The 21,852-nt window shown below is 58.0% G+C and carries 25 protein-coding genes and 1 pseudogene; 23 read left to right on the top strand and 3 right to left on the bottom strand.

All coding sequences use genetic code 11. The features are described from left to right. The first annotated feature begins 4 nt into the window (after positions 1 to 4). The 7 genes from nifN (at position 5) to BM190_RS37820 (ending at position 4,727) form a co-directional block, all read left to right on the top strand. Positions 5 to 1,396 carry a nitrogenase iron-molybdenum cofactor biosynthesis protein NifN gene (gene nifN / locus BM190_RS37850; protein ID WP_092262839.1) on the top strand — a complete coding sequence of 464 codons (1,392 nt, stop codon included), beginning with the start codon at positions 5 to 7 and terminating at the stop codon, positions 1,394 to 1,396. A 12-nt stretch (positions 1,397 to 1,408) separates the two neighbouring features. Further along, entirely contained in the window at positions 1,409 to 1,804 is a 396-nt protein-coding gene (gene nifX / locus BM190_RS37845) for a nitrogen fixation protein NifX (protein ID WP_092262835.1), read from the top strand. A gap of 6 nt (positions 1,805 to 1,810) precedes the next feature. After that, positions 1,811 to 2,287 carry a NifX-associated nitrogen fixation protein gene (locus BM190_RS37840; protein WP_092262832.1) on the top strand — a complete coding sequence of 159 codons (477 nt, stop codon included), beginning with the start codon at positions 1,811 to 1,813 and terminating at the stop codon, positions 2,285 to 2,287. After that, the gene (locus BM190_RS37835; protein WP_092262830.1) at positions 2,284 to 2,484 is read left to right on the top strand and encodes a CCE_0567 family metalloprotein; all 201 of its coding nucleotides are present in this window, start codon (positions 2,284 to 2,286) and stop codon (positions 2,482 to 2,484) included. Before BM190_RS37840 ends, BM190_RS37835 begins: the two co-directional genes overlap by 4 nt. Before the next feature lie 11 nt (positions 2,485 to 2,495). Beyond that, complete coding sequence (fdxB, locus tag BM190_RS37830; RefSeq protein WP_092262828.1) at positions 2,496 to 2,792, top strand: ferredoxin III, nif-specific; 297 nt, start codon at positions 2,496 to 2,498, stop codon at positions 2,790 to 2,792. 460 nt (positions 2,793 to 3,252) lie between these two features. After that, positions 3,253 to 4,092 (top strand): host specificity protein, encoded by an 840-nt coding sequence (locus BM190_RS37825; RefSeq protein ID WP_244550888.1) that lies wholly within the window; start codon positions 3,253 to 3,255, stop codon positions 4,090 to 4,092. 239 nt (positions 4,093 to 4,331) lie between these two features. Continuing rightward, the gene (locus tag BM190_RS37820; protein ID WP_092262826.1) at positions 4,332 to 4,727 is read left to right on the top strand and encodes a Rieske (2Fe-2S) protein; all 396 of its coding nucleotides are present in this window, start codon (positions 4,332 to 4,334) and stop codon (positions 4,725 to 4,727) included. 9 nt (positions 4,728 to 4,736) lie between these two features. Here the strand turns inward: BM190_RS37820 and BM190_RS37815 are convergent, their stop codons facing one another. Continuing rightward, positions 4,737 to 5,327, bottom strand: coding sequence for a hypothetical protein (locus BM190_RS37815; protein WP_092262823.1), 591 nt, complete (start codon positions 5,325 to 5,327; stop codon positions 4,737 to 4,739). Between the two features lie 273 nt (positions 5,328 to 5,600). Between BM190_RS37815 and BM190_RS37810 the strand changes: the two genes are divergently transcribed. The 12 genes and pseudogenes from BM190_RS37810 (at position 5,601) to BM190_RS37740 (ending at position 14,580) form a co-directional block, all read left to right on the top strand. Further along, the gene (locus BM190_RS37810) at positions 5,601 to 5,921 is read left to right on the top strand and encodes a HesB/IscA family protein (RefSeq protein WP_092262819.1); all 321 of its coding nucleotides are present in this window, start codon (positions 5,601 to 5,603) and stop codon (positions 5,919 to 5,921) included. Then, positions 5,900 to 6,226, top strand: coding sequence for a NifU family protein (locus BM190_RS37805; RefSeq protein WP_244550887.1), 327 nt, complete (start codon positions 5,900 to 5,902; stop codon positions 6,224 to 6,226). The genes BM190_RS37810 and BM190_RS37805 overlap by 22 nt, the downstream gene beginning before the upstream one ends. Then, positions 6,223 to 7,395: a cysteine desulfurase NifS gene (gene nifS / locus BM190_RS37800; protein WP_092262817.1), complete on the top strand. Its 1,173-nt coding sequence runs from the start codon at positions 6,223 to 6,225 to the stop codon at positions 7,393 to 7,395. Before BM190_RS37805 ends, nifS begins: the two co-directional genes overlap by 4 nt. Before the next feature lie 5 nt (positions 7,396 to 7,400). Further along, positions 7,401 to 7,625, top strand: coding sequence for a putative nitrogen fixation protein NifT (gene nifT / locus BM190_RS37795; RefSeq protein WP_092262813.1), 225 nt, complete (start codon positions 7,401 to 7,403; stop codon positions 7,623 to 7,625). Continuing rightward, a pseudogene (locus tag BM190_RS42005) lies at positions 7,622 to 8,480 on the top strand (SIR2 family protein). Before nifT ends, BM190_RS42005 begins: the two are co-directional and overlap by 4 nt. Positions 8,481 to 8,818: 338 nt before the next feature. After that, complete coding sequence (gene nifB / locus BM190_RS37785) at positions 8,819 to 10,372, top strand: nitrogenase cofactor biosynthesis protein NifB (RefSeq protein WP_177237527.1); 1,554 nt, start codon at positions 8,819 to 8,821, stop codon at positions 10,370 to 10,372. An 11-nt stretch (positions 10,373 to 10,383) separates the two neighbouring features. After that, entirely contained in the window at positions 10,384 to 10,608 is a 225-nt protein-coding gene (locus BM190_RS37780) for a 4Fe-4S binding protein (RefSeq protein WP_092262811.1), read from the top strand. A gap of 356 nt (positions 10,609 to 10,964) precedes the next feature. Continuing rightward, complete coding sequence (locus BM190_RS37770; protein WP_092262805.1) at positions 10,965 to 11,279, top strand: nitrogen fixation protein NifZ; 315 nt, start codon at positions 10,965 to 10,967, stop codon at positions 11,277 to 11,279. A 220-nt stretch (positions 11,280 to 11,499) separates the two neighbouring features. Continuing rightward, on the top strand, positions 11,500 to 11,859 hold the full coding sequence (locus BM190_RS37760; RefSeq protein ID WP_092262878.1) for a DUF3024 domain-containing protein: 360 nt from the start codon (positions 11,500 to 11,502) through the stop codon (positions 11,857 to 11,859). Between the two features lie 380 nt (positions 11,860 to 12,239). Continuing rightward, the gene (locus BM190_RS37750; protein WP_092262875.1) at positions 12,240 to 12,458 is read left to right on the top strand and encodes a hypothetical protein; all 219 of its coding nucleotides are present in this window, start codon (positions 12,240 to 12,242) and stop codon (positions 12,456 to 12,458) included. A gap of 144 nt (positions 12,459 to 12,602) precedes the next feature. Further along, positions 12,603 to 12,803 (top strand): Rieske (2Fe-2S) protein, encoded by a 201-nt coding sequence (locus BM190_RS41800; protein ID WP_349516945.1) that lies wholly within the window; start codon positions 12,603 to 12,605, stop codon positions 12,801 to 12,803. Between the two features lie 1,429 nt (positions 12,804 to 14,232). Continuing rightward, positions 14,233 to 14,580: a (2Fe-2S) ferredoxin domain-containing protein gene (locus tag BM190_RS37740; RefSeq protein ID WP_092262802.1), complete on the top strand. Its 348-nt coding sequence runs from the start codon at positions 14,233 to 14,235 to the stop codon at positions 14,578 to 14,580. A gap of 445 nt (positions 14,581 to 15,025) precedes the next feature. Here the strand turns inward: BM190_RS37740 and BM190_RS37735 are convergent, their stop codons facing one another. Both BM190_RS37735 and BM190_RS37730 read right to left on the bottom strand, forming a co-directional pair. Continuing rightward, a complete protein-coding gene (locus tag BM190_RS37735) occupies positions 15,026 to 15,769 on the bottom strand; it encodes an OmpW/AlkL family protein (RefSeq protein ID WP_177237526.1) in 744 nt (247 codons plus the stop codon). A gap of 423 nt (positions 15,770 to 16,192) precedes the next feature. Then, entirely contained in the window at positions 16,193 to 16,603 is a 411-nt protein-coding gene (locus BM190_RS37730) for an ArsC/Spx/MgsR family protein (RefSeq protein WP_092262795.1), read from the bottom strand. A 546-nt stretch (positions 16,604 to 17,149) separates the two neighbouring features. Between BM190_RS37730 and nifH the strand changes: the two genes are divergently transcribed. From nifH to nifW, 4 genes are all read left to right on the top strand, one after another. Beyond that, a complete protein-coding gene (nifH, locus tag BM190_RS37725; protein WP_092218329.1) occupies positions 17,150 to 18,034 on the top strand; it encodes a nitrogenase iron protein in 885 nt (294 codons plus the stop codon). A gap of 149 nt (positions 18,035 to 18,183) precedes the next feature. After that, on the top strand, positions 18,184 to 18,930 hold the full coding sequence (locus BM190_RS37720) for a nitrogen fixation protein NifQ (RefSeq protein WP_177237525.1): 747 nt from the start codon (positions 18,184 to 18,186) through the stop codon (positions 18,928 to 18,930). Between the two features lie 327 nt (positions 18,931 to 19,257). Beyond that, positions 19,258 to 20,448 (top strand): homocitrate synthase, encoded by a 1,191-nt coding sequence (gene nifV, locus BM190_RS37715; protein ID WP_502687025.1) that lies wholly within the window; start codon positions 19,258 to 19,260, stop codon positions 20,446 to 20,448. A gap of 476 nt (positions 20,449 to 20,924) precedes the next feature. Continuing rightward, positions 20,925 to 21,260 (top strand): nitrogenase stabilizing/protective protein NifW, encoded by a 336-nt coding sequence (gene nifW / locus BM190_RS37710; protein WP_092262792.1) that lies wholly within the window; start codon positions 20,925 to 20,927, stop codon positions 21,258 to 21,260. The last annotated feature ends 592 nt before the right edge of the window (positions 21,261 to 21,852 follow it).

The following is a 21,852-nucleotide window of genomic DNA, read 5'->3' as shown; positions in this document are numbered from 1 at the left end:
CGTCATGGCCATGGTCTCGGCGCCGACGAAAGCCTGCGCTGTCAACCCGCTGAAGATGAGTCAGCCGATCGGCGGAGCATTCGCCTTCATGGGACTGCGCGGGGCGATGCCGCTTCTGCACGGCTCCCAGGGATGCACATCCTTCGGGCTCACGCTCTTTGTCCGGCACTTCAAAGAGGCAGTACCGCTGCAGACGACCGCGATGAGCGAGGTCGCGACCGTACTCGGCGGTTATGAGAATCTCGAGCAGGCGATACTGAACATCTACAACCGAACCAAGCCAAAGATCATCGGAATCTGCTCGACCGGTGTCACTGAGACCAACGGCGACGATGTGGATGCCTACCTCAAGCTAATCCGGAGCAAGCATCCGCAACTCGTAAAGTTGCCACTCGTGTATGTCTCGACGCCTGATTTCAAGGGCGCATTCCAGGATGGCTGGGAGAAGGCCGTTTCGCGCATTGTGGAGGTGCTGGTGGAAGGGCCCAGTGCCAATGGGTTGCGGGATCCATCGAAAGTGAATGTTCTGCCGGGATGTCATCTCACGCCCGGCGATCTTGATGAACTCCGCGTCATAGTGGAGGATTTCGGCTTGTGCCCGTCCTTTCTCCCTGACCTGGCGGGATCGCTCGATGGGCATATCCCCGATGAGTTTGCGCCAACGACCATTGGCGGCATCGGCGTCGACGAAATCGCGAGCATGGGCCGCGCCGCATGGACGATTGCAATCGGGGCGCAGATGCAGCGAGCGGCCGAGGTGATGCAGCTCAAGACCGGCGTGCCTTTTCGCGTCTTCGAGCGGGTGCGTGGTCTCTGTCCAAACGACGAATTCATGACGTTCTTGAGCGAGATCAGCGGCCGCCCCATACCCCTGAAATATCGACGCCAGCGCGGTCAACTCGCCGATGCAATGCTGGATGCGCACTTCCATATTGCCGGTCGCAAAGTTGCGATCGGCGCTGAGCCAGACCTTCTGTTCGATCTGTCCGGCATGCTCCATGACATGGGCGCGCAGGTGACCGCAGCCGTGACGACCACTCAGTCTGAGGTGATCGACCGGATCAAGACGAAGGAGGTACTCATTGGCGATCTCGAGGATCTGGAAGGGCTTGCCAAGTCAAAGCATTGCGACCTGCTAATCACGCATTCGCATGGCAGGCAAGCGGCGGCTCGGCTGAAGTTGCCCTTCTATCGTACGGGTTTTCCGATGTTCGATCGACTTGGCGCGGGACACCAACTATCCGTCGGCTATCGTGGTACCCGAAATCTGATCTTCGAAATTGCCAACCTCATTATCGCGCACCGCGAGGCGAACGATCAGCCTACTCCCGATACATGGCGGACTACGACCGGAGTCACGATGCTCGGGCTATCACAGCTCTACCAGCGCGGCTGAGAGGTCGATTGCATGAAGGTCGCGTTTGCTACTCAAGACTTGAGACGAGTCGATGCCCATTTTGGTTGGGCAAAGAATATCGCAATTTACGATGTCGCGCCTGGTGGGCACGTGTTCCTTAAAGCGATTGAGTTTGAGGGCGATCTTAACGAAGACGGCAACGACGATAAGTTGGCGCCGAAGATCGAGGCGATCAAGGATTGCGCAATCCTTTACGTCGCCGCCATTGGCGGTGCCGCGGCTGCGCGAGTGGTGGCCAACAAGATCCATCCTATCAAGGTGAATAAACCCGAAAGCATTCCGGTTTTGCTCGAAAAGCTCGAGCGTGTACTGAAGGGCACGCCACCTCCGTGGCTACGCAAGGCTATGGCAAAGGACCGACCGCGTACATTCGAGTTCGACGAATGAGGTGATATGACCGCAAAAGCAGTGCAACAGGGGAGCGCCGTCGACGCGCCGTTTCTCAAGGAGCTGATCAAGATTTGGCGTGCTCAGGATACCAACGGAGCCTGGGATGCAAAGAGCGATCTTGACCTGCTCGAACCCTATGTCCTGGACAAGGAGAAAAGGCGCGCATTGCCGATTACCGGTGATCCTGATTCCGATACGCTGTGGCGACTAAAGCTGTTCTTCGATGCGGTTGCGCTGTCGATCGAGAGGGAGACGGGCGTGATGATCCAGCCGGTCATGGATCTGCATCATGAAGGCTTCGGCCGCATGGTGCTCATTTCAGGCCGGCTGATCGCCGTGAACAAGCAGCTGCGCGATGTGCATCGGTTCGGATTTGATAATTTGTTAAAGCTCGCGCAGGCGGGCGACAAGTATGTCAGTGACGGAATTGGCCTGATTCGGAAATTTCCGGACGTGGCGAACTATTGGGGATACTCATGAGCGATCATGAAACACTGAAGGCCGAACTAAAGAAAGTATCTGCCAAGGCGATACAGGCCAAGCTGGATCTGCACGACCTTTCGGAAGAATTGCCCACCAACTGGACCTCGATCATGATGGTGGCGCAGAAGGCGTACGATGCTTATGCCGAACTTGAGCGCAAGAGCCTCGACTTGAAGGCGCTGGAAAATACTTAAAGGGGCAATGCATGTCGTTTCAGACACGAGACGGTCGCGACTGGACGCCACAATACCTGATCTCGATCGATGCTAAGAAGTGCATTGGCTGTGGCCGCTGTTTCAAGGTGTGCGGTCGAGATGTCATGACGTTAAAAGGAATCAGCGAGGATGGCGAATTTGTCAACTTCGATGACGACGACGATGAGATCGAAAAGAAGGTCATGATTCTGAATGATCAAGGCGCCTGCATTGGCTGCGGTGCATGCGCCAGGGTTTGCCCGGCCAACTGCCAGACTCACACGTCAACCGTACCTGAAGCGGCATGAGCGAACACACTCGTCCTGTCGCGGCGGGCGAGTTATAGGTGAGGAAAGGTGCAGTTTTGATCGGATGAACTCATGGTGAGGACGGCGCGCCATAAGGATCTCGATTAAACATCGAATAGCAAGATCGAGCGAGCTAAAGCGTAAGCAAAGCCTGGTGATGGTAGGGCGCCGGCTATGTTATGCCGATACAACAGCCGTTGCTCATACTCGTCTCCAAGGTCCGCCTATTCCTAGAAGGCGAGCCGTGCCTTTTCGAAGCCTGAGAGCTTACGTGCGATCCGACCCACAGTTCATGGCTTGTCACAGCGGCTGTTGTAACTCACGCGCAGAGTGCGTCGCGCAGTCACGCCGAAATGAGTGCTTTGGTCAGGCTCTGGTCAGCTAGGAATGCGATCCTAGCGCAGAGCTTGCACGGCACGAGCTCAATCGCGTGAAACTTTGCCGATAGGAGAGCGCTCTGATGTATGGCAGAATCGTTGACTCATCCAGCCAGTTCGGTAACCAAACTGACGATTCGTCAGAAGCGGGAGATAGTCCCCGGTTTGCGGAAGCAGTTGCAGGAATCGAGCGAGGTGGGCCTTCATCCGAACCAGCGGCATCATACTCTCTCGTTTCCGAACCGCCCATTAGACCGATCGACCGGGAAACCTTCATGCGTGGAGTTCAGAGATTCTTACGCAGTGATATCAGGCACATCGTCGAGCACCCAGAAGAGTACTCAGAATTCGTGTCCGAGAAGGCTGAGCGCGCAGCAACGGTTGCTGGAAGTTACGCCAACACCCACGACGATCCAAATAAGCCAGCAAAATTTTACAGCTATCAGTTGGGTGACGATATTGTCGGACTTTTAAGAGTAGGAGAAGGCCCGGTTCGGATTGAAGAAGACAATTTTCGACAACAGTTTGGGCGCAACGATATCACATCCGTGGTAGATCTTAGGGTGACACATCCGCTTGTCGAGAACGCTGGCGATATCTTGCTAGAACATCAACTGCGAGAGGATGGCGACTATCCGCTGATCTTGTCGCGACCGGCCTTAGTAGGCATGGAGCCCCGCCTAGCGGAGATGGGCTTTGTTTACGTGGGGGATAACGACTGGGTGCTTGATCCTAACCAACATCCGGAGGTGTGGACGAAGAACGAGAACGACGAGTGGCAGCGTGTAGACAAGCCTACGAAGTATCTTGCGAAAGCTTCGGGCAGCGACGGCGACCCTCAGAGAAGCTACGAATCAGACTCCTCGGACGACGACCCTTCAGTTTACCTGGAGCGCGCTCTGAGGAGAATGCAGATGGGGTGAATTAATTGCAATAGCAGCACCGGCCCCTAAATGACGGAGATTCGACCGTTCTATGCTGGGCGCAACGGTGTTGCGTCAAAGGGGCCGCACGCTGGCGGCGTCTAACGAATTTGGCTGAACATGCCTGGGTAAGTAGCTGAGCTGCAATGGGCCCGCGCCGTGGACGCGAACCGATCCGGTACTTGTACGATCCTTGCTCAACGGCAACGAAAAAAGCTCTTGCAATAAACGAGGGATGAATGCGGCCAGATGCCATCTATGCCATTTGCGGCTTTAACGACATTCCGAGCCGCAAGGCCATGGGATTCAACCTTATAGCCGTCGATGATCACGGCAATCACCGGCCGTGGTCCATCATTGTGGTGCGGTGGGGCAAAAAGGTGCTTGGCTACGCCAATAAATGCCCGCACAACGGCGTCAATTTGGACTGGGAGCGGAACGAATTCCTCGATCCATGTGGTATCCGGCTGATGTGCGGCAAGCATGGTTCGACCTTCGAACTCGGAACCGGGCGGTGCGTCGAAGGTCCATGTCAGGGGAGCGCGCTCACACCGATCGCGCTGGCGGTTCTGGATGGTGATATCTGCGTCCTCGGCGAACGTCTTGTCGAGGAGGATGCATCGCTCGACCACTGAAGACCCCGCTCACACGGGCCGGTTCTCATTGCGGTTTTTCACGGGCTCCATTCTCTTTAGCCCGTCGTCGTACGAGATCTCCTCATAAGCGAGGTCGAGATCCTTTGCGGTATCGAGGAGGCAATCAAGCTTGCCGCCCGGATCGAGCTTCTTGATGTCGTCCTTGTTGAGCCCGACCAGGTCCATCATCTCCTTCCAAACCGTAGATTCATCGCAGGGTAGAACGTGAAAGCTGACATCACCTAACTTCACTCGGTACTTCGCCAGTAAATCGATGTTGTTGCAGAACATGAAGTAGCTCCCGGTTGGGCTTAAGGCGCCGTCAAGGACGGTCGCGACGTCAGCAAGATAGGCGAAGGAATGCACGTAACCGGCCAGCACCGGAATGGTGCGTTCTCCGTCCTGCGCGATCGTCAACACCTGTTCAATCGAATAGTCTGGCGGCCGCTTCTCGTCTGCGACCTGAGTCTGGAATTTTAATGCGACGTCGCCGCGAAAGCCGAACCGGCCAGGCTTGGTAGTCGCGCCTTTGAGTACGGCGTTGAGCAAGCGGCCCTCCTTGTCGAGTCTGCCGAGTGCGGTGTTCTCGATTGCAGTCATTATACTCTTCCTCGATCTAACCTCTTCACCGACGCCTTGGGTCGGCGCTAGATGCGATGCAAATTACTTGCCGTCGCATGAGTAAGGCCTTTCGCCGTAGCTTAGAAAGAAAACGCGTCCCTGGCTGCGATCGCCTCAAAGAGCCTTGTTGGGAATCCGACAACGGTTTCAGCGCGAACAGGCGCGATCCGAAAAAGTCGGCACCATCAGGCGTCCGCGCGCTGGCACGTGACTTGCCCTTAGGAGCTGAGTCCAAGCTGATGAGGGAAAGCCGTGATCAACCTGACGAATAGCGCAGCGAATGCAATCAAGAGCGCGATTTCATCGTCGACGCACCCGACCGGCGGTCTGCGCGTCACGATCGAAGCAGGCGGCTGCAATGGATTCAAATACAAGATGGGTCTGGTCGAAGAACCGAAGCCTGACGACACCGTGATCGAGTGCGACGGGCTGAAGGTGTTCGTCGATAACAAGAGCCGTGGCCATCTGATCGGCACGACCATCGATTTCGTGATGGCACCGGAGAGTGCCGGCTTTACCTTTCACAACCCGAACGCCACCGCGAACTGCTCATGCGGAAAATCGTTCAGCTGATGAGGGCAAGACATATGCCGGCCGAACCAGGACAATTGAAGCCGTCGTCACCCACTACCACAGATCGCGAGCGTCGCATTCGCGGCGCAATCGAAGAGATCCGACCCAATCTGCAACGCGGCAATGGCGACTGTTGCCTGATCGGGATCGATGGAAGCAGGGCGATGGTCAGGCTGACCGGTGCCTGCACGTTGTGTAAGCTTTCGAGTGTGGGGCGGAAAGGCATTCAGGCGCGGCTGGTCCATAAACGCGGCGAATTGCTTCGCCTGATGCCCGTCGCTGCTGCAGGCGAGGCAGTGGATTGAGCGAAAATCGAGTGCCGATTTACCTCGATAACAATGCAACGACGCGGACCGATCCATCCGTCGTGCAAGCCATGTTGCCGTTCTTCACCGAGAAATTCGGCAATGCGTCGTCCACGCATGCCTTTGGCAGCGAGGTAGCAGTGGCTGTGAGGCAGGCCCGGAGTAGCTTGCGCATCCTGCTAGGGAACGCATGCGATCATGAGATTGTTTTTACTTCGGGAGGGACCGAGGCCAATAATACCGCGATCCTCTCTGCTCTTGCGATGCAGGAAGACCGCGACGAGATCGTCACCACCTCGGTAGAGCACTCCGCCGTCCTTGCGCTAACTGAGCAACTGGCGACAAGAGGTGTCAAGACGCACATTGTACCCGTAGATTCCCGCGGCCGGCTCGACATCGAGGCGTTTCGCGGCGCGCTCGGGCCACGCACAGCGATTGCGTCGGTTATGTGGGCTAACAACGAGACCGGAACGATGTTTCCCGTGGACTTTCTGGCCGAGCTGACCCGTGAGGCGGGGGCGCTGTTTCACACCGATGCGGTCCAGGCCATCGGTAAGGTGCGCGTGAACTTAAAGGGCAGTGCGATCGACATGCTGTCGCTATCCGGGCACAAACTGCACGGTCCCAAGGGGATCGGCGCGCTATATTTGCGCACAGGGACAAAATTCCGGCCGCTGATCTCCGGCGGATCACAGGAACGAGGGCGCCGCGGCGGGACTGAGAATATTCCCGGCATTGTCGGCCTGGGAAAGGCCGCCGAACTTGCGTCGGAGCGGCTCGAACCCGAGCGCGTTCGCATTGGCGCGTTGCGTGACCGCCTTGAGCAGGGAATTTTGCACAATGGCAAGTGCGTTGCGCTCGGCGATATCAACAATCGATTAGGGAACACGGCCAATATTGCATTCGATCATCTCGAAGGCGAAGCCATCGCCTACCATCTCAATAGGGCGGGCATCGCCGTATCGCTCGGATCAGCCTGCAACGCCGGCTCAATGCAGCCGTCGCATGTTCTGCGTGCCATGCAGGTGCCGGCGCGGCGGATGCGTGGCGCGGTGCGCTTTTCTCTGTCGCGTGAAACCTCCATCGAGGAGGTCGATGAGGTCGTGTGCGCAGTGTCCGACATCGTGGCTCGCCAGCGCGCCACCTCCTCCGTCGCAGTCAGGGAGTAGACCTCGTGAAAATCATGATCCGCCGGTCTCCGGACGCGGGCCTATCGATCTACGTGCCAAAAAAGGATCTCGAAGAGCCAATCGTTGAATCCGAGTACGAGACGCTATGGGGCGGCTGGATCAAAGTAGCCAATGGCTGGGTGCTCGATTTGCCTGATATGCCGAGCGGCACACGGTTACCGATCACAATCAACGCTAGAAAGCGGGGCGAGAACGGGGACGAACCATGAAGGCGCCCCCACAGGCCGACTTTGTCGATGCTGCTGATGCAAAGGCGACTCTCGTGGACATCGCTGCGGGCCTGAGGGCCGCGAGCCTCATTCCCTATCTCGTCGTGGCCTCGCGAATTGTGCAGATCCGATATGCCGACCACGCCAAAGGCGTTGACCAGCTTCTTCGCCAGCAAGGTTGCGCTGCCGCGGCGGCCTGGGGGCAATGCGTGGGCCTCGGCGCAGCATATCGAGATCTCCAAACGCCGGTCCGCCTTACGGCATTGATGACGCAGGCCTTCGCTCGGTCAGTTGAGCCGACGCGGTTGCACCATCATCGTGCGTCCCTGCCCCTGCCGTCATAGTCGAAGCGTGGTATGATGCCGCCAGGCGCGCGGAGCTGGGTGAGCGCGATGGATGGGCCGAAGTGCCGGGTATCACCCGCACCGGCATTGGGGAGAATCGTTGGTATCGCTTTTGCAGTTCACTTGGCTCAGAGGTCGATAGCGCCGTGGCCGGCAGCTGGGCGACGGTGTTGTACAAGCCGCATGGCAGCGTGCAGCTGCCAACAACTTCCTTAGCTCCGACGCTGGCTCTGTCCAGGCGTTGACCGAAATCGATATTCAGGCACCAATTCCGGACATCATCAAGGAAAGGCGACCCGGACAGACCTTTCTCTTCATCGGCTGTCGCTTCAACGATCAGCTCATGCGTAGCTATGCCCGGAAAACCATCAAGCGCTCGGCTGACACCCGATATGCGCTCGTTGATCCGGACGCGCCCTGGCGCAACGAGCTCCGCTTTCCACTCGAGCAAAGCCTTGCACCGCTTGCGATTTTGCTCACTTGCGCGGTTGAGATACTGATCACCCATTAGCATCCTTGTGAAGCCCGAATCCTCCAGCCCGTAACCACTTGTTTGCGAGGCCGCAACGCGAGAAGACCCGTTCAGATGGAGCCCGGTTCGGCGAGCTCCGCGCCAGAATGAATGCGCAAGCCGTGGAGCGCTGCGTGACAATGACGACGTATCTGTCGCACTGACAACAAGCGCATCATTGCATCTTCTTACATGAGCGAGCGTCCATTTCGCTAACCCGTTGGCGGATCGCTGCAATTTCATCGTCTCAGCCATGGCATGTAAGTTGCTACCCAGCTTCTTGAGGCTCGCTCACGGATGGTCTGGGAGGCCGATGATGCCTCCAGGGAAAAATGAAAATGAACGCGGTCGTCGGACGCGAAAAATATGTCAAAGCTGCAGTGGATGGCGAGATGAAGCCAGCCGCCGAGCACAAGGGCTGCCGCGCTTCGGCCAGCACCGGTCAGGCGAGCTGCGGCTCGCAGGCAGGGCATGGCGATCTGCCGATCGAAACCTGGGAAAAGGTCAAGAACCATCCCTGCTACAGCGAAGAAGCGCACCATCATTACGCCCGCATGCATGTCGCGGTCGCGCCTGCCTGCAACATCCAGTGCAATTACTGCAACCGAAAATACGACTGCGCCAATGAATCGCGTCCGGGTGTGGTGAGCGAGAAGCTCACTCCTGAGCAGGCGGTAAGAAAGGTGCTCGCGGTCGCGACCACCATTCCGCAGATGTCGGTCCTTGGCATCGCTGGTCCCGGCGACCCCCTGGCCAATCCAGCAAAGACGTTCAGGACGTTCGAGCTGGTCGCCAAGGCAGCTCCGGACATTAAGCTTTGTTTGTCAACCAACGGACTGGCTCTGCCGGACCATATTGATACCATCGTCAGGTCCAAAGTCGACCACGTCACCATCACGATCAACATGGTCGATCCCGAAATCGGCACCAAAATCTACCCGTGGATCTTCTTCAACCACAAGCGATACACCGGCATCGACGCGGCAAGGATACTCACCGATCGCCAGCTGCAAGGCCTCGAGATGCTTAGCGAGCGGGGTATCCTTTGCAAGGTCAACTCGGTCATGATCCCAAACATCAACGACCGCCACTTAGTCGAGGTCAACAAGGCCGTGAAGTCGCGCGGTGCCTTCCTTCACAATATCATGCCGCTGATCTCCGCGCCCGAGCACGGCACAGTATTTGGCCTCAATGGTCAGCGCGGACCGACGGCCTGGGAATTGAAGGAGCTGCAAGATGCTTGTGAAGGGGAGATAAAAACGATGCGGCATTGCCGCCAGTGCCGCGCCGATGCGGTCGGTCTACTCGGGGAGGATCGCAGCGCAGAGTTCACCACCGATCAGGTCATGAAAATGGATGTCCAATATGACTTAGAGATGCGCAAAGGATATCAGGACAGGATAGAGCGTGCGCGTGCCGCCAAAGTCGCGGCTGCCCAAAAGGAGCTTGCGGAACTTGCCGGAGAGATGAGCGCGATCACTCTTCTAGTGGCCGTCGCAACCAAGGGCTCGGGGTTGATCAACGAGCACTTTGGCCATGCCAAGGAATTCCAAGTCTACGAACTCTCTACATCCGGCGCCAAATTCGTCGGCCACCGCCGCGTGGACGTTTACTGCCAGGGCGGTTATGGCGAGGAGCACAGGCTTTCCGCCATCATGCGTGGCATCCATGACTGCCATGCGGTCTTCGTGTCCAAGATTGGCGGCTGCCCGAAAAGCAATTTGATCCAGGCGGGGATCGAGCCGATCGATCAATACGCCCACGAATTCATTGAGAAGTCGGCGGTCGCCTGGTTCAAATCCTATCTGGACAGGGTGAAACGCGGGGAGATCCAGCACGTGCAGCGCGGCGACGCCGCGATCCAGCAGGGATCTCTGATCTCTGCAGCGTAAAGGGGGAATATGTGCCGTTCAAGATCATCGCCTCGCAGTGTACGAGCTGCTCAGCCTGCGAACCCTTATGCCCGAACGTTGCCATCTCGGAAAAGGGGGGGACCTTTGTCATTGAGGCGGCGAAATGCACCGAATGTGTTGGCCATTTCGACGTGCCGCAATGTGTCGCCGCCTGTCCGGTCGACAATACCTGCGTGCTTGAGACTTCCTTGCCTCGCTACCAGGCGCAATCCTAAAGCGTGAGCGCCATGAGTGGCATGCAAAGAGCTGGCGCTGAAAGCGTCGTAAGCTTTCGTGCTCGCGTTGGCGGCGGCCCAGGCGCTGACGTTCGGTCCTTCATCACGGACAACGACCGCGCTGGATTGGCCTGCGATCGTGCTGTTGCTGGTCGCCAGTACGGCCCTGGTGGGCATGTCATTGCGCACGGTGGTCCAAAGGCGCTTCGCGCTGCCGAGAGCAGCATTCTCGGCAGCGCTGCCATCGTCGATGTGAATGACGATGCCGCGCGAGGACACAGTGATGCAGGATCTCGCCTGCGAAGGGCGAGGCGGCTCCCAGCCTTTCTAAAGGAGCGATGCATGAGGAGCGGTACATGAACAGCATCGTTCGCGACAGCGACGTCGTAGAACTCAGGGAGCCGCCTGTCTTCAGATTTGGCCAAAAGGTGCGAGCCAATCGCACCGTCCGCAATGATGGCACCTATCGCGGCAAGGAGATTGGCGACATTTTAGCCAAGAAGGGAGAGGTGGGTTACGTCGTATCGATCGGCACGTTCCTGCAGCAGTTCTACATCTACGGCGTCGAATATCTGGAAAGCGGCTATCGGGTCGGCATGAAGCGAAAGGAACTGGACGCGGTGGACGCTTGCGAGGAGGTCGAGGATCTGCCGCTGCCGGAGGAATCATGACGCAGCGTGGCTTTCCGAAATATCGGCGCGGCCAGCGGGCCAAGACCGCAGTCGACCTCGTCAACGACCACGCCATTCGCGATACGCAGCCGAAGGAGCCTTGCTCGTCGCCGCAGCGGCCGGCGAGATCATCAACGTCGCGATCCATACCGAAGCGAACGTGCCGGTCTACATTGCCGATTGTGGTAAACAGCTGCATATTTGAATGGAGGCGCTCGCCATGAATGCTGCGCTGATGAGAAGGATAAAGCCCGGGCTGACGCCTCACCCCAACGAGCTCGATCGCAAACGGATCGAGCGCGGCTTGAGCTTGCGCAAGCGCTACCTCTACGTCTCACCGAACGTGACGCCGGTGAGGGGCGGCTACCTCGTCGAGAGCCCCTGTTGCTCGCGCAACATCAACAAGGATGGCGCTCTCATCGACGTCGCGCTGATCCTTTACGATGCCGTGTGCGGGGTCTGGAAGTTGTTTTGCAAGAACCATGCGCGAGGAAGCTGGGAGTTTTACAGCCTTTACAATCGGTTGCCTTCTGCAATCGACGAATTGAATGCCGATCCGGAGCGTCTGTTTTGGCGATGACGCTCCGCCTTTCGCGAGTCACAGAGGAGCCAAGATGGCGCTCACCGAGGAGGAAGTGATCGAAATCGAGCGACTGCTTGCAGCCGATGGAGCCGAGATGCGTTCGTTTGTCGAGCTGCGGCGTCGAGTTTGCCTTGGTGCGCTGTGATGCCTCTGATGTGGCGGATCAGCCGTTCAGGCAGTTTCCGCGTTTCGACCTTCATCTGATCGATGGATCGGATTACCGCGTGCAGATTAGGCCCATCCGAATAGCAAAGAAGGCGCCGCGTCCAAGGCGCGGCTTGAGAGCGTACGCGTCAAGGTGCCCGAAACCAGGCACATCACAGTCGAGAATCTCGGGGCCACTCAGGATCTTTAGAGTTACCAAACAGGGGATTGGTATGAACTCGCAACAAATCATGATCCACGTCCGCTTCGCTCCGGACGGAAGAGTGATCCAAATCAGCGAGCGTCCGGCGATGCTTACGCGGAACGAGTGGTTTGACGTCCTCAACACCCGTGCCAGCTCGGCTTATCGGCCGCTCTCACGCGGCCGTGGGATTTTTCAGCTGAGCCGGGCCGCGATCGAAGCCTTCCAGCAGGAAACTGCAAGGCGATAAGCGAACGTATAATCGGCAACCTAATGAGCGGTCACATCGAGGTTTTTGTCGTCTGTCCGGCCGATGCCAACGAGCGGAGGGGGGCCATGAGCTTTAGCTTGCGCCGATTGATGATAGGGCTAGAGCCGCCCGTTCCAAATTATTGTGGTGCGCACCTTCCGCAATGAGTATTTTGGTTGCGCGAAGCGCTGTCTACATGAGAATGTCTGGCTGAACATCTGCTCCGGCGCGTTTTTCTCGGCGGACCGCTCTTTTCTCCGATGTGGCCGGCACGGTGCAAGATTTGAGATCGACACTTGGATGTGCATCAAGGGCCCGTTCATGGACGATCGCTTGAGCCGGTAGTACTCGCCGGATCGAAGGTGACCTCTGCCTGTGCGGCGTCAAGCTGCTTCAGGACGATCGGTTTGCCGAACCCTTCGGAGACAACGACGAAACCATGGATATCACGATCCATCCGGACCGACGGACCTATCGTTTTGTTGTGCTCAAGCTGCCTGAGGCGCTTTTTCCTCCGAATGAGGCCATTGTGCTCGTGAGTGTGGGTAGACGCGCGTCACAACTTATTCATTGGTGAGACAAAACGGGCACCTCGTCGGAGTGCGGCTTTTCACTCCGCGACCTCCGCGGCACCAACAAGCTGCTCTTGCGCTGGCTCGTCAAATCGAGCCGGCAGCCGGGACATGCTTTCTGCCGCGGTCGATATATTTGGGCGGGAAATGCCCCCGGCGGCTGGAAGTTCGCCGAGGGCATCGTCTGGGCTTGGAGAATGGCAGGACCCAGACTGACAGGATCGTTCGGGGAGGGGAATGACGATCCTGTGTCAGAAGGCCGGCCGGTGCGGCTGGCGTTGTTGCCTGCGCAGCAACTGCCATGCCAAACATCGGTTCGTGCGACGCTCTTGTGACCGGCGCCACCATCGTCAGTTAGGCCGGTTAGGGGCAAAATGCATTAATGAGCACGTTGCTCGTCGTCCCGCATTATCCGCTGCAAGCGCGTCTGACACGTATCATGTAAAGCGTGATGCCAATCTGGGACCGCTGTGTTGCGGTTTTGACTTGCTGCCGATGGGAATTGCGACCGGCTTGGTCGGCAGCCTCAAAGGTGGCTCTGCGAACATTCCTGCCTCGTTGGGCTCTCGCGACAGGCGCTATCTGCGGAGCAAACGATAGAAGCAGCGACGGAACGCAGCGTCCAGCTTCAGAGCGAAAAGATGTCGTGGGCTCGCGCTGGTCAATGCGGCGAGCCCGTCACCCATGGCAGAACACGGCGCTCGATTGACCACACGATCTTCGAGCTTCTCGCTAGGCGGCTCGACGGTCATGAAGATCGCCGCTCATTGCAAGATGTGATAGCGCAAAAACTGGGCAAAAGAACCGAGCTTCTCTGTGTTCTTCGTACGAACTGCAGAAGGTTGAAGCGAGAGGTCAACGGTATGTTTGTCGTGTCCGGAACAGAATCGAACGACATTGTCGCAACCTTCGCAATAAACGAGAGCCGCGCAAAGCGAGGGATCGTTGGCGAAGCGAACGATCGAATCTGGTGTGCAACTTGCTTTGGACTAATGGTGAGCAAGTGATGCGGGAGCAGACAAAATCGCGATGAAGCAGAAGAGGTTGGAAATCAAGGAGGTGGCTCTGGACACGAAGATATCTATTGCTGATCACCAGCGATGACGATCACGGTAGCGCCCGCTCATTGTGCCAGCTTTGGCAAGCTCAAGTGGGAATGATTAGTATGAATTGGTCGATACGGAATTTCAAAGGATAGGCGCATGAACTCAGAAACCGAATTCGAGCTTCCTCAACTTTATAGGCATCATGTCTTTGCCTGCAACACGCAGCGTCCGCCAACTCATCCGCACGGCAGCTGTGGCGCCTCCGGCGCGCAAGCCCTGTGGGATCGAATGGCCAAGGCGATCGAAGCGCAAGGCCTCAACGATATCGGCTTCACGATGGCAGGCTGCCTTGGCTTTTGTAGCTCTGGTCCCTTGATGGTCGTCTATCCCGATGGCGTGTGGTATCACGCGACCACGCCTGAGGATGTTGACGAAATCGTAGACTCCCACCTCAAGCAGGGAAAACGTGTCGACCGCCTTGTGATGGTGCTAAAGCGAAGTTAGAGGCCTCGATCAGCGGCCACTTGCTCGCGCTAGCAAACATCGTCGGCTCGGCCGACGATGAGCTGATCGCTCGGAGCTCAGATGGTCTGAGGTTGAGCGTAGCAGTCACGCCCCGGATGTGAGAACAGCAAGTCATTGACGTTGCCCCGGCGTGCCGCCTTTCGTCTCCGGCGCAATCGGCAAATGGCGCCTTTGCAACGCGCGACTAGATAAGAATATGAACATATGCCGGGTGGATCTGTTTGTGTACCGACACTCCATGCGCGCGATCGTAGCTCACAGGGAGAGCAGTGCTGCGAATGGATCCCCGGGTCTCGCGAGATGACGCGTCCTTGACGCGCCATCTCGCTCTGCTTGCGCTGCGGCGAGGTCAGGTGGCGCGCTCGATGAGCTCGCCGCGTCCGGGGTGATCAAACGGGTTCCTCTTTTTGATCCTGTTCTAGCGTCAGAACTTGTAAGTGACGCCGCCGCTGACCAGCCATGGGTCGATGTTGGCGCGCCCGGTGACGGCAATCGCATTGTTTACGGTCGCGGAGTACTCCGGCCGCAGCCATAGCTTCTTCACGTCAAAGTTGAGGCCCCAGTTGCGATCAAGCATGTAATCGAATCCGAATTGGACCGCCGCGCCGAATTGGTTGCTGATGCGGAGATCCGTAACGGCAAGACCGGCGAGCGACGTATTGGCTGCTGATTGGTTGAAAAATGCGGCGTAGTTGATGCCTGCGCCGATATAGGGCTTGAGCGCGCCGAAATCGGTGAAGTGATATTGCAGGGTCAGTGTTGGCGGCAACAGCCAGGCTTTGCCGATATCGAGGCCAGTGAGCGCGCCACTGCCGCTGACGTGATGGCTGGTGACGGCGAGAATGAGTTCGGCGGCAACGTTTTTTGTGAAGAAATAGGTGATGTCGAGCTCGGGTATGGCTTGGTCGCTGATCGAAAGGCCAGAACTTGGTGAGGATAGCGAGGGTGCACCGGCGACGCTGACGGAGCTGCCTGCGGTATCCGGCAAGACGCCAAGCACGCGCAGGCGGATCATCCATGGATTGAAGGGTTCGATCGCGGGGGCTTTATAGTAGATCGGCGCCCGGCCTAGATCTGCAGCCCGTGTCGGGATGTTGGCCAACGAGGTCGCTAGCGAGAGGAGGGATGCCGTCGTCAGAACTGTCCTTGTTCTCATCGAATTCTCCATTCCATAGTCCGCGCGAAGAGCCGCGCGAGATCTCTGTCACATAGGGGGAATGGCAGAGGATTTGATGCCGATCAAAATGGGAGCGGGCGGGGCGCAATTATGCCGCTAAGTTGCATAAGGATCACGGCCGCGAAGCGTCGAGAGTTCAATTCAACAGAGCTCGAGGCTCTTCAAGAAACCGCTTCTGGGCCTGGTTCTCCTGGCCGCTGAAGTCATCCGCGATAAAGGGGCCAACTGTCGCGGCCTCTCGCAAAGGGCGATTAGCGCCGCACTCGAGCGCAATATAGGCGATGCCCTTGGAGCAGCCACTCGGGCGGGCGGTCTCAGCGAACGTCCTGTCGCTTATTGCCCGTGAAGGAAGCCGGAAGTGGGAAACGTCATCTTGGCTTGTTCGATGGGCTGGCGGGACGTTCCTTCGTTTCCTCAGGTCTGCGGACAACGCGTGGGATTTGCTTCGTGCGAGCACCCCTCGAGATCATCTTGCGTCTTGCAGCCAAACAGCGACAGCACGGGGTGATCGAGTCCGGCACATCGTGTCCCGTCTACGTGGATCAGCGGCCGTCGTATCAGGAGCGGATCGCCCACCATCAATGCGAGTGCGCTTGCCGCGTCGACAGTATCGGGATTGACTTCGCCTGATTTGATACGTGCCGCAGCTCGGTTGAACCATGAGGCAACGGGCATATTGCCGAAGAAGCTGCGCAATTCGTCCGCATCCCATGGCTCCTTCAAGATGTCCTGGGCGATCACGTCGTGGCCGGCGGACTTCAGCGCTTGAATCTGACGCGCGTTGGTGGCGCAGCCGGGCTTCTGATAGAAGATGATTGTCGCCATAACATACCTATGTACGCGCGCTGAGCTCAACGATTGGCACGGCGCTGCTGCTTCGGGATCCTGTTCAATTCCGATCATCTCCAAAGTCAGTGCACCAAGCGCTGTACCGTGTATGCAACCTCGCCGCTGGTGCACCAGGTTTCGGGCCCCGACCGGCATATTTACCGTCGCCGGACGCAAGTTCCGTTCCACACCTGAAAGCATCGGAGCGGGGCACCAAATCGGCATTTCGCGTTGATGGTTGTGGTCGTTGTTAGTTTTCTGACAGCCGCGCAGATCCTGTTAGCTCCAAAACAACCAGGACCTTGCTCACCAGCTACTTGGTTTTCCGAAGCATAATCAGAAACTTAAGGATCGCGGTCAAGCGTTGGCACGGCGGTTGCTAATATGCGGCAGCAACACTGAGTGAGGGCTGAGTGCACGCCGACGCGTAAGACGAGCGATGTGCTCCTTCCCTTGAACCCGTGTGCCCTCGTTTCTGAGAGAGAAACAAGCTCGCGCGCAGGAAGCGCGCAACTTTTGGCAAATCGGTTGATGGAGAGCAACATGTCTTCACTGAGACAAATCGCGTTCTACGGGAAGGGCGGCATCGGCAAGTCGACGACTTCGCAGAACACGCTGGCGGCGCTGGCTGAGATGGGTCAGAAAATCCTGATTGTAGGGTGCGACCCGAAAGCGGACTCGACCCGCCTGATTCTGCACGCTAAAGCGCAAGACACGATTTTGAGCCTTGCAGCGAGCGCCGGCAGCGTGGAGGACCTCGAGCTCGAGGACGTAATGAAGGTCGGCTACAAGGACATTCGCTGCGTGGAATCCGGTGGTCCTGAGCCGGGTGTCGGTTGCGCCGGCCGCGGCGTCATTACCTCGATCAATTTCCTGGAGGAGAACGGCGCCTACGAAAACATTGACTATGTCTCATACGACGTGCTCGGCGACGTCGTTTGCGGTGGCTTTGCGATGCCGATCCGCGAGAACAAGGCGCAGGAAATCTATATCGTGATGTCCGGTGAAATGATGGCGATGTATGCCGCGAACAACATTTCCAAGGGGATCCTGAAGTACGCAAACTCTGGCGGCGTGCGGCTGGGCGGTCTGATCTGCAATGAGAGGCAGACCGACAAGGAACTGGAACTGGCGGAAGCGTTGGCCAAGAAGCTAGGCACTCAGCTGATCTACTTCGTCCCGCGCGACAACGTGGTGCAACATGCTGAGTTACGCCGCATGACGGTGCTCGAATATGCACCCGATTCCAAGCAGGCCGATCACTATCGCAATCTTGCGACCAAGGTTCACAAAAATGGCGGCAAAGGCATCATCCCGACTCCAATCTCCATGGACGAGCTCGAGGACATGCTGATGGAGCATGGCATCATGAAGCCCGTGGACGAATCCATCGTCGGCAAGACTGCCGCCGAACTCGCGGCCTCGTAAAAGTCGCGAGTCGCGGCCTTGGGAAGGCGCGCGACGAATGCCGGTCTCCCTCACCGCCCATCCCGGGAGGCCGGCATTCTGACGATCGACCCTGATCAAACTTAGGATGCGGCAGCGCAAGCCAGACCATTGTGAAAACTCGCAAAATTATGTCCGAAGCGCACTTCCTTCCGTTGATGGCTGATTGTGCCGTTGATGACAACAGTCAGATGCACAGGGGAATTGCAACCTACCGCCTACTCACCGGTGTGCCTCCTGCAGACGCCGATATTGCCATTGACAGCAACTTTGATCGCCATGTCCTGGCGTCTATCTTGGCGGCTGCCACAATGGATGGTGGCTTCCTTCCCGAGAAGGCCGGGCTGTCCGGCCTAGAACTGGCGGCCTTGCTGGAGCAGTACTTTCCCTCGCTTGAGATTAAGCTCGCGGAGCAGCTCTCGCTTTTCAAGTGCGAAGAGGACGAAGAGATCGCGATGCTGCGCGATCTCTTGCTCAAGCAACGCTCGACGGAAGGGGATATAGGCCACTGGCTGGCTGCGATGATAGCGCGGCGTGCCATTGAGCCAGGCCATCTGTGGGAAGCTCTCGGTTTGCTCAATCGCGGCGAACTATCCCGGCTGCTGAGCCGCCATTTCGCGCCGCTCGCCGTCCGCAATGTCAACAATATGCGCTGGAAGCGCTTCTTATACCGCATGCTTTGCGAGGATGAAGGCCTCGTGATGTGCACAACGCCCGTGTGCACGCAATGTGTCGACTTCAACCTCTGCTTCGGCGAAGAAAGCAGCGAGAGCCGAATGGCGGAGCGCCGGCGCGATTTGCTGTTGCAGGCGGCTCAGCCAGTCGTTGCCGGAGACTGGCCGTCTGAACTGCCACAGGGGTCCGCGATCGCACCATAAAGCCTCGCCAGATTTGGTAAGCCGAGCGGAAGGTTGAGGGCGCGGCTGACGTCGTTTCGAGCGAGTGACCACGTGCCCAAGGCGGCGACGGGCTCAAGTGCTCCGCGACAATTCTCACACCCTGCGCGCCGCAATTGCATTAACGTGCGAACTCGGCGGCGCAACAGGCAAGGCGTCCGCTTCATGAGCCTGTCGCATTTGCGACAATCCATTTGCTGAAGGAGGTCGAGGACGGAAGCGTTAGCTTCGTCAGTGGGTTGCCTGGGACGACGGGCTGGCATGCTGGTTGCTGAAGCTTAGGTAGGTCAAACAATGAGGAGCGCTCGCGTGATTGCCGCCAGCACCGCCGCCAAATCGTCTTGGTCCGACCAGGAGCGCGCCAAGCCCACCGTGCTCAACGACACGACATTACGCGACGGCGAGCAGGCACCTGGGGTTGCGTTCACCACAGAGGAAAAGGTGGCGATCGCGCAGGCGCTGGCGCGGGCCGGCGTCACGGAGATCGAGGCGGGAACGCCGGCGATGGGCAACGAGGAGATCACCGCCATTCGCGCCATTGTCGAAGCAGATCTTCCGCTGACCACCATAGGCTGGTGCCGGATGCGGGAATCGGATGTCGACGCGGCGATCGAAGCAAAGGTGTCCATGGTAAATATGTCTATCCCGACCTCCGATGTCCAGATCGCGGCCAAGCTAAGTGGCCATCGCGACCTGGCACTGGAACGGGTGAAGCGAGTGGTAGGCTATGCTTGTGCGCGCGGACTTGAGGTCGCCGTCGGTGGTGAGGACTCCTCTCGCGCCGACATCGATTTTCTCATCAGAGTGATGGCAACTGCAAAGGCCGCGGGCGCGCGTCGCTTTCGTATTGCAGATACGCTCAGTGTGCTCGATCCCGACGCAACCTACGCGCTGGTCAGGAATTTGCGTGCGACCACCGATATCGAGCTCGAGTTTCACGGTCACGATGATCTCGGACTCGCAACCGCCAACACGCTCTCCGCTATCAAGGCCGGCGTCAGCCACGCCTCAGTGACCGTCATTGGGCTGGGCGAGCGGGCCGGAAATGCCCCGCTCGAGGAAATCGCGGTCGCACTCAAGCAGCTCTACGGGCGCGAGACCGGCATCATACTCCCGGAGCTCGAGAACGTCGCCGCGGTGGTAGCAGCCGCGGCCGCGCGTGCGATTCCTATGAACAAGGCCATCGTCGGAGAGCATGTATTTACGCACGAATCCGGCATTCATGTCGATGGCCTTTTGAAGGATCAACGCACCTATCAATCGCTTGATCCCGTTTCGCTTGGCCGCTGCAACCGCTTTGTGATCGGCAAGCATTCCGGACTTGGGGCGATCACCGCGTTACTCGATGAACTGCAGCTCGTCGCCAGCGCCGATCAAGCCAGACAGATTCTGTCGCAAGTCCGCAAATATGCCATCGAGCACAAGCGGCCGGTCGAGCGCGAATCCGTGGCCGCGATCTGGCGCGACGTGTGCGGATGCCTGGCAAACCACCCCGCGTGAAAAGCCGTGTCCAGCAGCGGTTGCGTCGACCTTCGCAAACAGACGCGCCGCAAGGACGGCGTCCGATGTCGCTGATGGGCCCGAACGGCGTTCAGCTTTCGCACGTCAGATCCCCTGGCGCGATCTCACCCCCAGATCTTACTGCCCGTTCCGCCATACATGCTGTGATCTCCTGCGCGATGGCGAGCCGTTTCCGGACTGCCAATCGGCATCTTCTCGCGCGGCTGATTTCCGGTCCGGCGACCGGCCTGACGAGCGTCAACCTCGATCATGGTTTGGCCATTGATCCCGGATCTTCATTGGGACTGACGTCGTCACCGGCGGACCTGCTGATCTGGGCAGCGAAGTTGAGGGCACACTTTCCGGAGTCAGGCTTTGGCGATGCGCAACCAGCTGTGCGAGGCCGGACAGCAGCAGTCAACAGGAGCCACCCCATCTCATTTACCGTCCAGAGCTAATCCGAAGGAGAATTTTCCATGATCAACTCATCCCCGGCAGCCGGTATCCTGGATCGGCTCAGCAAGGCCTCGTCGGCAGAGGATTTTTTTTCGCTACTTGGCGTCGATTACGACCCTAAAATCGTGAATGTCGCGCGACTTCACATCTTAAAACGCATGGGACAATATTTTGCAAAAGAGCAATTTGCTGGTGTCGCTGAGCCGGAGATCAGAGCTCGGTGCAAGGCGATGCTGGAGCAGGCCTATGCCGATTTCGTGGCATCGTCACCGATCGACCAGCGAGTGTTCAAGGTGTTGAAGGATGCCGTCGCAGACCCTAAGGCGGCCTTTGTCCCGTTGAGCGAGCTGAAGTGATCTAGCGGTCCACTGCAAGCACGGTGTGCCCGACGGGACGCCGTGGCAACCCGATGTGCGGCCTTTGTCTTTATCCGGGCCAACTCTCTGCAGCCATCACCCGAGCGGCGGCTGTCGTATTTCCGACCCGTGTCCGGACTGGTCGGGTGTCCACGGTGTCAGCGTATGTTTCAAGTGTCTGCCAATCCATTACTTTCGACTGACTTCAATGGTTTTTGCAACTGGTACGACACTTGCTGTTGTCCTGCCGATCCGATCATCGATGCCGACAGATGGTAGTCGTCCGAGATGAGATTGAAGGAAGACCCATGATGCTGCTTTTAGTTGCCTGCCGCCCTGCGCCATCAACTCGTGGCTTACGATCGCGTCGGGCCCGTTCGAAACGTCTTTGACGCGACCAAGGCTCCGTATGGACGTTGAGATGGTGGTCAATGATAAGTCACACGTTCGCGCTACACCTGGAGAGGGTATGCACAGTGTCGTCCGCATCAAACTGGCTCCCGGTTCCGCTCAGATTTGTATCCATCCCATCGCGGATAGCAACACGGCAGGAAGAGGGCCAGCGTCGGCCCATGCAGGCTGTCCGCGCTGG

It is taken from the genome of Bradyrhizobium sp. Rc3b, from assembly GCF_900114915.1.
Taxonomy (GTDB): Bacteria; Pseudomonadota; Alphaproteobacteria; order Rhizobiales; family Xanthobacteraceae; genus Bradyrhizobium.
This window is presented reverse-complemented; position numbering and strand designations above follow the sequence as displayed.